This window comes from Microbacterium sp. CCNWLW134, from assembly GCF_037083565.1.
Classification (GTDB): domain Bacteria; phylum Actinomycetota; class Actinomycetes; order Actinomycetales; family Microbacteriaceae; genus Microbacterium.
The window spans coordinates 735,928-750,323 of sequence record NZ_JBAOJU010000001.1 but is presented as its reverse complement, the minus strand read 5'-3'; the positions used below and the strand labels follow the sequence as shown (position 1 = coordinate 750,323).

General features: G+C 69.3%; 19 protein-coding genes. 10 read left to right on the top strand and 9 right to left on the bottom strand.

Going from position 1 to position 14,396, the window contains the following annotated elements; translation table 11 throughout:
• Positions 1-37: 37 nt before the first annotated feature.
• From V6S02_RS03475 to V6S02_RS03455, 5 genes are all read left to right on the top strand, one after another.
• Positions 38-622, top strand: coding sequence for a hypothetical protein (locus V6S02_RS03475; protein ID WP_336399881.1), 585 nt, complete (start codon positions 38-40; stop codon positions 620-622).
• A gap of 786 nt (positions 623-1,408) precedes the next feature.
• Complete coding sequence (locus V6S02_RS03470) at positions 1,409-1,609, top strand: hypothetical protein (RefSeq protein ID WP_336399880.1); 201 nt, start codon at positions 1,409-1,411, stop codon at positions 1,607-1,609.
• A 273-nt stretch (positions 1,610-1,882) separates the two neighbouring features.
• Positions 1,883-2,131, top strand: a complete 249-nt coding sequence (locus V6S02_RS03465; protein ID WP_141939888.1) for a type II toxin-antitoxin system Phd/YefM family antitoxin — start codon at positions 1,883-1,885, stop codon at positions 2,129-2,131.
• Complete coding sequence (locus tag V6S02_RS03460; protein WP_336399879.1) at positions 2,128-2,385, top strand: type II toxin-antitoxin system RelE family toxin; 258 nt, start codon at positions 2,128-2,130, stop codon at positions 2,383-2,385. Before V6S02_RS03465 ends, V6S02_RS03460 begins: the two co-directional genes overlap by 4 nt.
• Positions 2,386-2,623: 238 nt before the next feature.
• Positions 2,624-3,229: a recombinase family protein gene (locus V6S02_RS03455; protein ID WP_336399878.1), complete on the top strand. Its 606-nt coding sequence runs from the start codon at positions 2,624-2,626 to the stop codon at positions 3,227-3,229.
• 114 nt (positions 3,230-3,343) lie between these two features.
• On the opposite strand, the gene V6S02_RS03450 is transcribed toward V6S02_RS03455, so the two are convergent.
• The 6 genes from V6S02_RS03450 to V6S02_RS03425 form a co-directional block, all read right to left on the bottom strand.
• Positions 3,344-3,694, bottom strand: coding sequence for an SHOCT domain-containing protein (locus V6S02_RS03450; protein WP_336399877.1), 351 nt, complete (start codon positions 3,692-3,694; stop codon positions 3,344-3,346).
• 14 nt (positions 3,695-3,708) lie between these two features.
• Entirely contained in the window at positions 3,709-4,125 is a 417-nt protein-coding gene (locus tag V6S02_RS03445; RefSeq protein ID WP_336399876.1) for a DUF6325 family protein, read from the bottom strand.
• A gap of 56 nt (positions 4,126-4,181) precedes the next feature.
• On the bottom strand, positions 4,182-4,607 hold the full coding sequence (locus V6S02_RS03440; RefSeq protein WP_336399875.1) for a DUF7144 family membrane protein: 426 nt from the start codon (positions 4,605-4,607) through the stop codon (positions 4,182-4,184).
• A 121-nt stretch (positions 4,608-4,728) separates the two neighbouring features.
• Positions 4,729-5,634 (bottom strand): CPBP family intramembrane glutamic endopeptidase, encoded by a 906-nt coding sequence (locus tag V6S02_RS03435; protein WP_336399874.1) that lies wholly within the window; start codon positions 5,632-5,634, stop codon positions 4,729-4,731.
• The gene (gene trmB / locus V6S02_RS03430) at positions 5,634-6,368 is read right to left on the bottom strand and encodes a tRNA (guanosine(46)-N7)-methyltransferase TrmB (protein ID WP_124292800.1); all 735 of its coding nucleotides are present in this window, start codon (positions 6,366-6,368) and stop codon (positions 5,634-5,636) included. Before trmB ends, V6S02_RS03435 begins: the two co-directional genes overlap by 1 nt.
• Positions 6,369-6,388: 20 nt before the next feature.
• Positions 6,389-7,234, bottom strand: a complete 846-nt coding sequence (locus tag V6S02_RS03425) for a DUF3097 family protein (protein WP_124292799.1) — start codon at positions 7,232-7,234, stop codon at positions 6,389-6,391.
• 139 nt (positions 7,235-7,373) lie between these two features.
• Here V6S02_RS03425 and V6S02_RS03420 point away from each other — a divergent pair, with 139 nt between their 5' ends.
• The 4 genes from V6S02_RS03420 to V6S02_RS03405 all read left to right on the top strand — a co-directional run bounded on the left by V6S02_RS03420 (position 7,374) and on the right by V6S02_RS03405 (position 11,515).
• Positions 7,374-9,380, top strand: coding sequence for a TPM domain-containing protein (locus tag V6S02_RS03420; RefSeq protein ID WP_336399873.1), 2,007 nt, complete (start codon positions 7,374-7,376; stop codon positions 9,378-9,380).
• A gap of 91 nt (positions 9,381-9,471) precedes the next feature.
• A complete protein-coding gene (locus V6S02_RS03415; RefSeq protein ID WP_124294407.1) occupies positions 9,472-10,224 on the top strand; it encodes a PspA/IM30 family protein in 753 nt (250 codons plus the stop codon).
• A gap of 65 nt (positions 10,225-10,289) precedes the next feature.
• On the top strand, positions 10,290-11,102 hold the full coding sequence (locus tag V6S02_RS03410; RefSeq protein WP_336399872.1) for an arginase family protein: 813 nt from the start codon (positions 10,290-10,292) through the stop codon (positions 11,100-11,102).
• On the top strand, positions 11,099-11,515 hold the full coding sequence (locus tag V6S02_RS03405; RefSeq protein ID WP_336399871.1) for a Fe-S oxidoreductase: 417 nt from the start codon (positions 11,099-11,101) through the stop codon (positions 11,513-11,515). The genes V6S02_RS03410 and V6S02_RS03405 overlap by 4 nt, the downstream gene beginning before the upstream one ends.
• On the opposite strand, the gene V6S02_RS03400 is transcribed toward V6S02_RS03405, so the two are convergent.
• From V6S02_RS03400 to V6S02_RS03390, 3 genes are read right to left on the bottom strand one after another with little or no spacing between them, the layout of a single operon-like run.
• Positions 11,499-11,975, bottom strand: a complete 477-nt coding sequence (locus tag V6S02_RS03400) for an SIP domain-containing protein (RefSeq protein ID WP_124292796.1) — start codon at positions 11,973-11,975, stop codon at positions 11,499-11,501. The genes V6S02_RS03405 and V6S02_RS03400 overlap by 17 nt on opposite strands.
• A 33-nt stretch (positions 11,976-12,008) precedes the next feature.
• A complete protein-coding gene (locus tag V6S02_RS03395) occupies positions 12,009-12,776 on the bottom strand; it encodes a tyrosine-protein phosphatase (protein WP_336399870.1) in 768 nt (255 codons plus the stop codon).
• A complete protein-coding gene (locus V6S02_RS03390) occupies positions 12,773-13,258 on the bottom strand; it encodes a carboxymuconolactone decarboxylase family protein (RefSeq protein ID WP_124292794.1) in 486 nt (161 codons plus the stop codon). Before V6S02_RS03390 ends, V6S02_RS03395 begins: the two co-directional genes overlap by 4 nt.
• A gap of 51 nt (positions 13,259-13,309) precedes the next feature.
• On the opposite strand from V6S02_RS03390, the gene V6S02_RS03385 reads away from it, so the two are divergent.
• Positions 13,310-14,272 (top strand): alpha/beta fold hydrolase, encoded by a 963-nt coding sequence (locus tag V6S02_RS03385; RefSeq protein WP_336399869.1) that lies wholly within the window; start codon positions 13,310-13,312, stop codon positions 14,270-14,272.
• Positions 14,273-14,396: the final 124 nt, after the last annotated feature.

Sequence of the window (14,396 nt, the reverse complement as noted above, 5' to 3'; positions counted from 1 at the left end):
GTGAGGTCGTCAGGTGCGGGTGTGGCACGGTTGCAGTGTGACGAACGAACCTCGAATGCTCAAAGGCGAAGTAGTTCGCTGGCGAGGACAGCCGGACGCCCAGGTGCATTTCACCCGGGCGGATGGATTCTTCGTGCCATTCAGCGTCGTGTGGTTGGCCGTAAGCATCCTCTGGACAGTGGCTGTTGCAAGTTCGTCGACCGCTCCTCGCCTGATGTGGCTGTTCGGCCTTCTGTTCGTCGCGTTCGGCGTCTACGGCGTCATCGGACGATTCTTCGTTAAGGCCGCACGCAAGCGCCGGACCCGTTACCTCCTAACCGACCGACGAGCAATCATCGTTGGTCCCTCAGGTGTGCAACAGATAGATCTACCGCTCTCGGAGAGGACTGCCTATATACATCCGAACCGGACTCATATTGACGTCGTCTTCGGAGCGGAAGTCGGACCGACTGCTGGACTGCCGGGGATGGCAAGCCTGCGGACATACGCGAATACCGGGCTCGATTTCTTTGCCGCCATTGGGCCAGGATCACCCATCGCCTTCTACGACGTCGCTGACGTAGAAGGCTTAGAGGATGCCCTTGATTCCTTCGCCGAGGGCGCCGCCGCTGACCGGGAGTGAGCGGCAGGGCCAGCGAGGTGCTTGCTGTCCTTGCGGTGACGGCACCGCTAGCCGGTGGACCAGATCGGCTTCGCGCTCGGCGAGCTACGCCCTCGACGGCTCCTGAACCTCAACCATGGCACCTGACCGGCCAGCACGTGGCACCGGTCGCGTCACCGGCCACAACAGCACGATGTGTCTCGTATTCCTTCCGATCGACCGCGCTGGCCGGTTTCGGAGCGCGTCGGCGGCGTCGAAACGCGTCCGTTTGAGGATGCTGACAAAGATCTCGCCGCCGGCTCGGATAGGAGTACGGCGGCGGCCGCTTCGGAGTCGCCGTCCAGCACATCGAGCGCGAACAGAAGGCAAGCGACCGATCGCCGAATCCCTCAACCAATTCGACATCCACCGGCGTTTTCGTTTTCGGCGGCTCGTGCGGCACTGGATGAGCGCGCGTAGGGTGTGACCAACGACGGGAGCTTCGATGTCCGCGAGATCGTCAATTTGGCAGCGAGCAGTGCGGTTCTTTCGGCCCGAACCTGAAACCTACGAAACGCGTCAGAACCGGCCGGCGGCGCAGGCGGACACACCGAATGACCGCTACAACGAACCGACTGATCAGCGCCGAGCCGGGTGGGGTGCGGGCGGTTAGCCGATACCTCAGCCGCAATTAACGCCGCGGAGGTGGTGGCTGGTGATCCCTGGACGTCGGATGGCCAAGCCGGTCGCTGGTGCAGCGTCTTTGGCGTGTTGAACTTCTCATGAACACCGCTGCGGCCGTGCAACGCGGAGATCTATCGTGTCGTCATGGCAGAACTCGTCGGAATCATTCTGATTGCCGCGTTCTTCCTGGTTGCCATCGGGTGGCGGCTTTATGAAGGCGCCCGCTTTCGCCATGCAGCGCGCGACGACACTCGTCGCGCTGGCGAGGCTACGGTTGTCACGCCCGACGCTGCGGTACGACGTGCGGAAGGCGCCACGGCTTGGACCCGAATCTCTGGACCCTAGCCTGGACTGTCGAGCTCGGTTGAGACGCTGTCAGCCGTCGGGCCCCGACATAGCGGCGGCCGTTTGTACAATCCTCTAGATTTCGTGAAGACCGTCACCGTCTTCATGCCGCGGGGCGATGTGCGCTCGCGCTTCCGTGAGCAGGATTCGTCTCGTATCCCTTCACGCGCGCTACGCCCGCTGTCGCACTCGGCATCGGTCCGCGTGCTAATGGGAGTGATGTGGGTGAGGCACCTGATGTACATCACTGCGCTATAGATGTACACTTGCGGTATGTCGAGTGTCAGCGTCGCAGACGCCCGCAGCCATCTGTCGGACGTGATCGCTCGTTCCCAGAAGGAAGCGGTCTTCATCGAACGGCGCGGTCAGCGCGCGGCAGTGGTGGTGAGTCCGGAGCAGTATGAGCGCATGCTCGAGGCTCTCGAGGACGCCGAGGACGCGGCTGCCTTCGATGACGCGATGGCTGAAGAAGGCGAGAACATCCCCTGGAACCAGGTCAAGAAGGACCTGGGCTGGGAGTGAGCTACCGGATCGAAATCCGACCGGCAGCTATTCGAGCGCTCAAGCGCATCGATCACCAGGACCGCGACCGCATCCGCGGCGCCATCGCGCTGCTCGGTCAGGATCCGCGGCCGCCCGGAGCCAAGGCGCTACAGGGCCGGGACGGCCTCAGGGTGCGCGTCGGAAACTACCGCATCATCTACACCGTCCAGGACGACATCCTCGTGGTGGTCGTCGTCACCCTTGGACACCGCCGCGACATCTACGACCGCTGACTCGTATCCCTTAGCTTGCGCGACGCATCGCCGACACGTCGCGGCGGCTGACGACCCGTCGAGAGTAAGGGCTCCGTTGGCGACGATGACAGCCATGCCGAGCCCCGCGGTGCAGTTCGGTGGGAGGAATGCAACAGCGCTAGGCGGGCATCGCTGTGGATTCCCGTAACCATGTGCCGCAAGCTTTGGGCGGAATCGACGGACTCGCCGTCCCTTCCGAGACACATCGGAGGACACCATGCAAAAGCTCATCGGATACTCGCGGGTATCGACGAGGCAGCAATCGACTGACCGACAAGAGGCGGACATCCTCGCCGCGGGCGTCCGACGTGACGACCTTTACGTCGATCACGGCGTTTCCGGTGCGCGCGCGTCTCGTCCTCAGTTCGATCGGGCTGTGGAAGCGCTCATCGAAGGCGACACGCTAGTCATCACGACATTGGACAGACTCGGGCGATCCACGCAGAGTATGCTCGAATTCGCGGATGAGCTCCGCACCCGCGGGGCGGGTCTCCGGGTCTTGAACCTGGGCGGCGGAGACGTGGATACGTCGACGCCGATGGGGGCGATGGTGTTCACCATCATGGCGGCGCTGGCGCAGATGGAACACGAGATCAAGCGCGAACGCATCCTGGATTCAATCAGCAAGCGTCGTGCCGCTGGCAAGAACCTTGGCGGCCGTCCACAGCGCATCACCGACAGCCAGATCCACAATGCGATCCGGCTCGTCCGAAGCGGAGAGCCCGTGACCGAGGTCGCGCGTGATCTCGGGATGTCCCGATCCAGCTACTACCGACGCGCGAAGGACTGCAAGCGCCGAGAGTCCGAAGTTCATGGAGGCTGAGTCCCCAACCTGGGATGTTCGTGGGCCCCTGAGAGCTGAAGTTGTAGGAGAGCAGAACACGACGCCCGGCGGTATTCTGCGCTCACGCGAGAGGCCAAGAGGCGAGCCGGCATTTCAGCTCAGCAGCTTCGCCTTGGCGGCCGCGAACTCGTCGTCGGTGAGGGCGCCCTGCGCATGCAGCTGCGCGAGCTGGGTGAGCCGTGCGATCACATCGTCTCCTCCTGCGGGCGGCGGGGCGGGAGGCGTCCGGGCCGCCTGCGCATCGGCGACGGCCTGCGCGGCCGCCTGATCGATGGCCGCCTGCTGCGCCGCGGCCTCGTCGGCCCGCTGCTGCGACTGCTCAGCGTACTTCTGCTGCTGGTGTTGCTGGACGCGACCCGACACAGCAGTCGCTGTGCCTGCCACGACCGCCGTTCGAGCCGCCATCCCGATGAGGCCTGGGCGGCCTCGTCGACCCAAGGGCATGTCGTTCTCCTCTCTCAGTCCGCGTACTCGGACAGGAACGCATTGACGACGGGTGCGGGGATTCCCTCCCGCGCGATGACAGCGCCGCCTGCGTCGTAGAGCGCGGCGGCGAACGCCTTCGCCCACAACAACTCGACGACGACGATCGCCGCCGAGGTGCCCGGTTCCAGGCTGTCCGCGAGGTATTGGATGTCTTCGTGGCCGGCGAGTCCCACGAGGTCGAGGGCGGGCGCACCGTCGTCGACCGTGTCGCTGACATCGAGCGTCTCGATCTCACCCTCCGGCGAACGTCGGACGAAGACGAGATCTAGGAGGTTCACCGTACCCGTGGCGACGAGGTCGTCGATCGCTTGCAGGACGGCGGGACCGGGGCGATCGCCGTCGAAGGCGATGGCGTAGAACTCGATCGGACCGTAGTCGAAGGTGGTCATGGGCGTGTCCTTTCCCGCGCGTCCCCTCCCGTCGGGCTGGAACGAGCCGCCGCGTCTCAGACGTCGGTGCGCAGCTCGCGGCCGTGCACGGTCAGCGCGTAGATGATGACGACATCGATGGCGATGACGATCAACGACCACCAGGGTTGAGCCGGGATCAGCATGAGCTGGCCCACGGCGCTCAGCCCGGCGAGGATGACGGCGATGACCCGCGCCCACGTCTGCCCGGCGAACAGCGCCACAGCGGTCAGCACCAGGAGCGCCCCGACGATGAGGTTCCACCAGCCCCAGCCGGCGACGTCCATCAGCCACAGCGATCCGTTGGTCATCACGTAATACGTGTCGGGACCTACGAGCGCGACGAGGCCCTGTACGCCGCTGAAGACTCCGCTGACGAGAAGGATCACCCCGGCGAAGACGACCCACCCTGCCCATCCGGTGGTCTCGGCGGTGTCCATGCCCGTCGTTCTGACAGTACTCATGTCGTTTCCTCCAGCCTCGGCGACTCGGCCCCTGTGCCGCGGGCGCTACCCCGACGCTAGGGCGGCGCCGCGGACGAGGCAGGGACCAAGGTCCTGAGGAGGACGGCCTCCCCGGTGGGGCTCAGCCGGGGCTCGGAACGAAGAACAGCCCGTCGAGAAGCCCCGGGTTGTGGGCGTGCACGAGCACGGCGAACACCACGGCGTCGAAGAGCAGATGCACCGTGACGACGTAGGCGAGTGACCGCGTGCGCATGAAGATGTAGCCCTGAAGGAGCGCGAAGGGGATGGTCAGCACCGGACCCCACGCGCGGTAGCCGAGTTCCCAGAGGAACGACACGAAGACGATCGCCTGCAGCACATTGGCCTGCTTGTCGGGGAAGTGGCGGCGGAGCAGGGCGAAGCACGTGCAGATGAAGAACAGCTCGTCCCAGATGCCCACCGCGCCCACGCCGACGAACAGTCGCGCGATGAGGTCGGGGGTGTCCACGACCGGCCAGTTCTGGTAGACCCCCGATGTGATGAAGTAGAACGGCAGGATCAGCCAGCCGAGCACCAGCACGCCTACGAGCCAGCCCCACTGCAGCGAGGTCCACCGGCCACCGCCTCGCCACGGGAAGCGGATGGCGTAGTCGCGATACACGAATCGCGAGATCAGGTAGGGCACCAGCACCGCCCCGCCGAGGGCCACGGTGAACCGCAGCATGGCGATGTTGTCGAGCTCGGCCTTGAGCGGGATGGCGCTGACGATGAGCAGACCGGCGGCGATCAGAGACAGGTCGCGAAGGATGCCGGGGGGCCGACGTCCCTCGAAGCCCTCCGCCGCCGTGCCCGAGGTCATCGCACGGCGGGCGTCGGATCGCTCGACCAGGAAGGCTGCGAGCAGACCGGCGGCCAGGAGGGTCCACCCGAGCCAGGGCAGCAGGAGGACGAAGAACGCCGGAGCGGCCAGGCACACCAGGATCGCCGGGGCGAGTTTGGCCGACAGCGCCGGGCGGTGGAGGGTCGCGACCTCGGGAAGCGCGGGCATCAGCGCCCACCGGCGGTGCGGTAGGCGAGGTCGCGGATCGCGCGCCCCGCTCGCTCGCCCTTGCGCTCGAACGCGGTGAGCACCCGCCCAGGGTGACGCTCGGCCCACTCCCCGGAGAAATCGCGGGTGAATCCCTGCGCCTCATCGAACACGACGCGCATCTGCCGCGCGTAGTCCTCCCAGTCGGTGGCCAATCGCACCACGCCGCCGGGGCGGAGCGCCTGCCGGACCAACGGGGCGAAATCCGGGTCGATCAGGCGCCGCTTGGTGTGCCGCTTCTTGTGCCACGGATCGGGGAAGAAGATCCACAGCTCATCCACCGAGCCCGCGGGCAGAAGGTGCTCCAGCACCTCGGGCGCATTGGCCTCGGCCAGGCGGAGATTGCGCGCCGCGGCGCGATCGGCATCGAGCATGGTGCGGGCAAGGCCCGCCTTGAACACCTCGACGGCGAGGAAGTCGGTGTCGGGACGAGAGGCCGCGGCGTGGACGATCGCATGCCCCTGGCCCGACCCGATCTCCACCACGAGGGGAGCTCGACGGCCGAACACCCGTGCGGGGTCGATGGCGGCATCCGGTCGCACGCTCGTCGCCGCGTCGCCGCGTTCGAAATCCAGCACGTAGTGCGCCGACAGCTGTTCCCATGCGCGTTCCTGCGCCTCGGACATCCGACCGCTGCGCCGGACGAACGACACCGGCCGCTCGCGGAAGACGCGGACGTCGGTGGATTCGGGCATACCCCCAGGCTACCGACCGCTCAGGCGGCGCCGGGTTCGGTCACGAAATCGATGAGCTCCTCCACACGCCCGAGGAGAGCCGGTTCGAGGTCGCGGTACGAGCTCACGCGTCCGAGGATCCGCTGCCAGGCACGGGCGATGTCGGCCTGATCCCGCGCCGGCCAGCCGAGCGCCCGGCAGACACCGACCTTGAACTCGATGCCCCGTGGCACCTCGGGCCACGCGCTGATCCCCATCGCCCGGGGTGTGACGCACTGCCACACGTCGACGAACGGATGCCCCACGATCCGCACGAAGGGCCCGTGGCGGGTCGCCTCGACTGCGGCCGCCAGTCTCGACTCCTTCGAGCCCGGCACGAGGTGGTCGACGAGCACGCCGTAGCGGCGGTCGGAGCTCGGCGGATCGGCGTCGAGGACATCGGCGAGATGGTCGACCCCTTCCAGATACTCGACCACGACGCCCTCGACGCGCAGGTCGTCGCCCCAGACTCTCTCGACCAGTTCGGCATCGTGTCGCCCCTCGACGAGGATGCGGCTCGCCCGGGCCGTCCGCGCCCGCGCGTCGGCGACGGCGAACGATCCGGATGCCGTGCGTCGCGGCGCCGATGCCGCTGCCGGACGCGGGGGGTCGAGGATCACGTCGGCTCCGTCGATGAGGAATCCGGGGCCGAGCGGGAACACCCGTCGCCGCCCGAGGCGGTCCTCGAGTTCGACCAGTCCCCCGGTGACGCCGGTGACGGCGCCGCAGAACCCGTCGTCGGCGACTTCGACGACCAGGTCGCGCTCCGCGCCGACGCGCGCCACCACCGGACGGCCGCGCTCGCGCCAACCCGCCGACAGCACGTCGCCACCGTATCGATCGTCCATGTGTTCCCTCCGCGGCCGCGAAGACGATACCCGCGAGCGGTCGCCGTGAGGTGCAGCGACCCGCGACTCGGGCGAGCCTGGACGTTTCCCTACCGCGTGGTCAGCCCCCCTGCATAGACTCACGGTGGGAGGCTGATCCATGCGTGCGCGATGGGCGGCGGCGGTCACGGCGGCGCTGACGATGATCCTCGTGGCGGGCGGACCCGCCGCCTCGGCGACCGACCCGGTGGAGCTGGGCGCCGGGTACGTAGTCGACGAGTCCGACGTGCTCGACCAGGCTGAGGAGTCGGCCGTCCAGGACCAGCTCGCCGCGCTGTACGACCAGACCGGCATCGATCTCTACGCGGTCTTCGTCTCGGAGTTCACCAACCCCGACGACAGTCAGCAGTGGGCCGACGAGGTGGCTTCGCGCAACGGCCTCGGCATCGACCAGTACGTGCTCGCGGTCTCGACCGACGGGCGGGAGTACTACATCTCGGCCGACAGTGCGGGCCCGGTGTCGGCCGACGAGCTGACCGCCATCGAAGGAGAGATCCGCCCCTTCCTCCGCGACGGAGACTGGGTGGGTGCCGTGACCACGACGGTCGACGGTTTCGAGTCCGCCACCACCTCCGGTGCCGGAGCGGGGTGGATCTTCGTTCTTGTTCTGGTGGGTGTCGCCGCCGTCGTCGTCATCTGGCTCCTCGTGCGACGCCGCCGCCGCGCCGTCGGTGCCGCCGCCGGCGCGCACCCCGCGTCGGCCGAGGCTCCGCAGATGCCCCTGGCCGACCTCGAACGACAGGCTGCCTCGGCCCTGGTCGACACCGACGACGCCGTCCGCACCAGCGAGCAGGAGCTCGGCTTCGCCCGCGCGCAGTTCGGCGACGACGCCACCGCCGATTTCGTCGCCGCCCTCGACACGGCCAAGGCGCAGCTCGCCGAGGCCTTCACGCTCAAGCAGCGCCTCGACGACGAGATCGCCGACACCGACGCGGATCGCCGCGAGTGGAACGAGCGCATCCTCCAGCTCTGCCAGGCCGCCAACGCCGGGCTCGACGAGAAGGCCGCCGACTTCGATGCGCTGCGCGAGCTCGAGCGCACCGCCCCCGAGGCCCTCACCCGTGTCGCGGCCGAGCGAGAGCATGCGATCGCCCGGCTCGGCGCCGCCGAAGAGCGGATGACGCAGCTGCGCGCGACCTACCGCGACACCGCCCTCAGCGCCGTCGCCGACAACGTCGAACAGGCGCGTCAGCGTCTCGGGTTCGCCGAGCAGCAGTTGACCGAGGCACGGACCGCTCTGGACGGCGGCGACGGCGGCGAGGCCGCTGTCGGCATCCGTGCTGCTGAAGAGGCCGTCGATCAGGCCGAGGTGCTTCAGAACGCGGTGGAGAAGCTGGCCGCCGATCTGCGAAACGCCGAGAAGGCGGCATCCGATCTCATCGCCGAGCTCGAGCGCGAGACGGCCGCGTCGGGGGCACTCCCCGACCCCGACGGCCAGGTCGCCGCGGCCGTCGCGGCCACGCGGCAGGTCACCGGGCTCGCACGCGACGAATTGTCGGCGAGCCCCCGAGACCCGCTCGCGACGCTGCACCGGCTGCAAGCCGCCGATCAGCAGCTGGATGCGCTGGTGGCGGGCATCCGCGACGCCCAGGCCGAGCAGCACCGGCTGACCGAGGCGCTCGCCCGCACCCTCACCGGCGCCCGCGCCCGGGTCGCCGCGGCAGAGGACTACATCATGACGCGGCGCGGGGCGGTGGGCGCGAACGCCCGTACCCGCCTCGCCGAGGCCGGCGCCGCCGTCGTCCGCGCCGAGCACCTCCAGACCTCCGATCCGCGCGCCGCACTGGCCGAGGCCGAGCGCGCCCAGGCGCTCGCCGACGAGGCCCTGGCTACGGCCCAGCGCGATGTCGGCGCCTTCGACGGCGGCGGATACAACAGCGACGGCATGTTCGGCGGAGGCCGAGCCGGAGGTGCCGGCAGCGACATCCTCGGGGCGATCCTCGGCGGCATCGTCGTCAACTCCCTGCGCGGCGGAGGGGGCGGTTCATCGTGGCGCTCCGGCGGGTCCGCCTCGTTCGGCGGGCGCCGTTCGGGCGGCGGCGGATTCCGCACCGGTAGCTTCGGAGGCGGAGGAACGCGCGGGCGCCGCGGAGGTGGCCGCTTCTGATCCGCCGCCCACGTCCGGACCCACCACCGACACTCGCATCGTTCGACCCCGAGCTCCGGCTCACACCACGTACCGACAGGAAGGAAACATGATGGCCAAGCAGTCCATCTTCGGTCGCATCTCCACGCTCGTCCGAGCGAACATCAACGCCCTCATCGACCAGGCCGAGGATCCGCAGAAGATGCTCGACCAGCTGGTGCGCGACTACACCAACTCCATCGCCGACGCCGAGTCGGCGATCGCCGAGACGATCGGCAACCTGCGCCTGCTCGAGCGCGACCACCAGGAGGACGTGCAGGCGGCTGCCGAGTGGGGCAACAAGGCGCTCGCGGCCAGCCGCAAGGCCGACGAGCTGCGCGCCCAGGGCAACACCGTCGACGCCGACAAGTTCGACAACCTCGCCAAGATCGCCCTGCAGCGCCAGATCAGCGAAGAGAACGAGGCGCGGGCGATCGCCCCCACCATCGCCACCCAGACCGAGGTCGTCGACAAGCTCAAGGACGGCCTCAACGGCATGAAGCAGAAGCTCGAGCAGCTGAAGTCCAAGCGCTCCGAGCTGCTGTCGCGCGCGAAGGTCGCCGAGGCCCAGACCAAGGTGCACGACGCGGTCCGCTCCATCGACGTGCTCGACCCCACCAGCGAGCTCGGCCGGTTCGAGGACAAGGTCCGCCGCCAGGAGGCCCTGGCCCAGGGCAAGCAGGAACTGGCCGCCTCGAGCCTGGACGCGCAGTTCAACGCGCTGGAGGATGTCGGTGAGCTCACCGAGGTCGAGGCGCGCCTGGCCGCGCTGAAGACCGGGGGCCCGACGCCCCAGGCGCTGCCGGCCAGCCCCGACGCGGTCTGATCGCATCGACGGGGGTGGGCGCACGATCGCCCACCCCCGTCGCCGTTCTCACGGAAGGAGCCGACGTGGCACGCTTCATCGTCGTCCCACAATGGCAGGGGTCTTCGTCATCGCGGGCGATGCGTCTCATCGACGGGGCGCTGGCGATCGCCGGCGACCTCCCCCGCACCGCGACCACGATCCTCGAGGTCCCCACCGAAGCCGGCGAGGACCTCGGCTCGGGGGTGCGTCGCTTCAGCTCGCTTACCCGCATCGCCGAACTGGTCTCGCGCGCGGTCGCCGACGGTGACGGGCCGGCCGTGGTGGTCGGCGGCGACTGCGGGGTGGCGCTCCCCTCTCTCGCCGCGCTCGACACCTCCGACGTGACCGTCCTCTGGCTCGACGCCCACGCCGATCTGCAGACGCCGGCGACCTCGCCGAGCGGCGCCTTCCACGGAATGGTCGTGCGAGCCCTCCTCGGCGACGCCCCGGCGGGGCTCGCCTTGGATCCCCCGCTTCCCGCCTCACGTGTTCTGCTGGCGGGGACCCGCGAATTCGATGCCGAGGAGGAGGACTTCGCCCCGGCATCCGGGATCACCCTCCTCGGCCCCGACGCCCTCGCCGACCCCGAGGCCGTCGTCGAGGCGGTCGCCGCAACCGGGGCGAGCCGCGTGTACATCCACGTCGACCTCGACGTGCTCGATCCCGGGCTGATCAGCGGCGTGAGTCATCCGGTGCCCTTCGGAGCCACGGTGGAGCAGGTCGTCGGCACGATCCGCGCCGTTCGAGCCCGCCTCCCGCTCGCGGGAGCGACGCTCACCGAGTTCTCCCCGACCGAACCCGAAGTGGCCGTCGACGATCTCGGCACGATCCTGCGCATCGTCGGGGCGCTGGCGTGAGCGACGACCCCGACCGGTTCGTCCCGTCCCTGCTTCTCGACTCGCCGTTCAGCTATCTCGGGTACCTCTACGGGTGCGCCCTCGGCCGCGTGTGGGGCGCGCTGTGGAGCACGGGCAGGGTCGAGCGCCGGGGCGGGCTGCTCGTCTTCCGCGGCATGCCGAACTGGACCTTCGCGCGAGGCGGAGTGTGCGTCGGCGACTGCTTCCTCACCGGCACGGGCACCATCGACGACCGGCTCCTCCGACACGAGGCGGTGCACAAGCGCCAGTGGCGCCGGTACGGGTTCCTCATGCCCGTGCTGTATCTGCTGGCGGGGCGTGATCCGCTGCGCAACCGCTTCGAGGTCCAGGCGGGCCTGGAGGACGGCCGCTATCTCCCCCGCCGGCCCGAGCGCGTCAGCGCGCGGAGCTGAGACCGTAGCGAGCCGGGGTGTGGATGTGCGAGGGGTCGATCTCGCGCACCCCGGTGAGGTGTTCGACGATGTCGACGGTCCCGAGGTAGCCGCCGAGAAGATGGATGCGCGTGGCGTCGCCGTCGTCGCAGAGCATCTCGTCGGCCCACGCGATCACCGCGCGAGACAGGGCCTCGCCCGAGGTGCAGCCACGACCCGTGCCGGGTGCGCCGCTGCGGCGCGAGCGGTCGAGCCAGGTGAGCACCATCCTCGGCGGAACGGCGATGTCGCGGCGCGCGGCGTCGTCGGGGATCTCGATGAACACCCGTCCGGTCGAGCACAGCGGGAGGGTCGCCAGCAGCGTCTCGAGCTCGACGAGCGACGCTTCGTCGGCGGCGATCACGTGCTGCACGCGCGTGTGCCGCGATGAGCGGCAGGCAGCGGTGTTGTGCTCGGTGGGCGACGGGGCGATCTTCGACATGGCCCTTTCACTATACCGCCGAGGAAGGGTTGCCTAACCTGAGTCGTTCGATGCGAGGTCTTTCTCGGAGGCGCCCCTCGCCTCCTCCACGAGAACCTCGCGGAGCCGCCGTACCTCGTCCTCGCCGAGCCCGTGCGCGACGAGGAAGCCGGCCACCGACCCGTATCGCTCGTCGAGGTCGTCGAGGAACGCGCGCATCACCGGCGCCGGCGAGCGGGTGGCCAGTTCCTCCAGGTGAACGGCTTCGGGATGCCGCTGCTTCAGCCGCGCCACGATGTCGCGGTTGCGCCACTCGGGCAGCAGGCCCTCGGTGCGGGCGTAGTCGGCGATGATCGCCTCGCGGTCGACGCCCGCCGCGGCGAGCGCGATGGCGACGGTGACCCCCGTGCGATCCTTCCCCACCGTGCAGTGGACCAGGGCGGGGGGATCACCGAGGATGGCGCGGATCGCGGTCACGATCTGCTCACCCGATTCCTCGGCGAGCGAGCGGAACATGTCGGACAGGCTCATGTCCTGGGTGAAGAACGAGGTCACCGAGCCGAGGAAGAGCGGCACATGGGCCGTGGTGACCCCGAGCGAACCCACGCGGCTCGGGGCGTGGGCGACCTCGTCGTCGGCGCGGAGGTCGACGATGGTCCGGATGCCCAGGCGACCGAGCGCCGCCACACCGTCGTCGTGGAGCTGGGCGAGATTCCCCGACCGGAAGAGGACGCCGGATCGCGTCGTGCCGCGACCGGCCGGGAGCCCCCCGGTGTCGCGGAGGTTGACGCTGCCGGGGACGTGCGGGTCGTCCGAGGTCATCGCGAGGTCGCCGCGCTGGTCTCCCGCGACGCGACCGGGTACCGCCCGGCGATGGCGAGGCGGTTGAAGGCGTTGATGGAGATGAGGATCCAGCTGAGGGCGACGTACTCGGCCTCGCTGAGGACACCCCCGACACGGTCGTAGACGTCGTCGGGGATCCCGTCGTCGTGGATGAAGGTGAAGGCCTCGGCCAGCTCGAGCCCGGCCCGCTCGCGCTCGGAGAAGACGCCCGAGTCACGCCACGTGGCGATCTGCGCGACGACGTCGGCGTCGAGCCCCGCCTTCACCCCCTTCTCCACGTGCACGCGCACGCAGTAGGCGCAGCCGTTGAGCTGGGACACGTGGATCTGCACGATCTCCTTGAGACGGTCATCGATGCCGGCCTCGGCCGCGATCGCCCCGACCTGCTTCGCCAGGCCCGCGAGCGAGCTGTAGGCGGGGGGAGCCGACTTCGCCAGGTGTACGCGCTGTTCCGCGGTCATGGCGTCAGCCTACCCGCGCGGCCGCGAGCGGGCCTGAGGCAGAATGGCCGCGTGACCGAACCCGCCGATGAGTTCTCATTCCTCCCCGCCCAGGCGGCCGACGCCGGTCTGCCGGGCCCGCTCCCCCACGGTGAGCGCCGTCGGATCGACCTTCCCGACGGTCGGGTCGTCAGCGGACTGCGGTGGTGGTTCGATGCCCCCGGTGACCGCCCCGTGGTGACCTTCCTCCACGGTGCGGGGCTGAACGCCCACACCTGGGACACCACCGTCATCGCCCTCGGTCTTCCGGCCCTCGCGATCGATCTGCCCGGACACGGCGATTCGTCGTGGCGCGCCGACGCCGCCTATGTCGGACGGATGCTGGCACCCGACGTCGCCACGGCGATGACCGCCTGGACCGATCGTCCGCAGGTGCTGGTCGGACAGTCCCTCGGGGGTCTCACCGCCGCTGCCGTCGCCGCCGCTCGCCCCGACCTCGTCGAGCGCCTCGTCGTGATCGACATCACCCCGGGCCTCGATCCGAACGCCGGGGCCGCACAGATCCGCCGGTTCTTCGCCGGGCCCACGGATTGGGCCGACCGCGACGAGCTCGTCGAGAAGGCCATGGCATTCGGACTCGGCGGCGGTACGCGCGAGAAGGCGGCGCGGGGGGTGTACTTCAACTCGCGCATCCGCGCCGACGGGCGGGTGGAGTGGAAGCACCACTTCGCCCACATCGCGGCCGCCGCCTCCGACGGGGGCGACCGGCCCGCCACCGACGCCGACGCGGGCGCGGGGAGCGATGCCGTGGCTGCCGTGCTCGGTGAGGCGGGATGGGAAGACCTCGCCGCCGTCCGCGCTCCGCTCCAGCTGATCCGGGGCGAGCGTGGCTACGTCACCGACGCCGACGCCGAGGTCTTCCGCGAGCGTGTGCCCGCGGCATCCGTCCTCACTCTCGCCGGCGGCCACAATCTGCAGGAGGACGCCCCCGTCGCCCTGGCCGCCGAAGTCCGACGGGCCGCCGGGAAGGATTAACGCTTCTGTTGCGTTCCGGGTAGCGGGTTCGGCAGGGTTCCCGGCGGTTCCCTAGGCTGTATCCGCACCACGGCTCGCTCGGGCGAGCCTGCCGGCATCCCCCTCCCCCGGGTGCCGTCCCGAA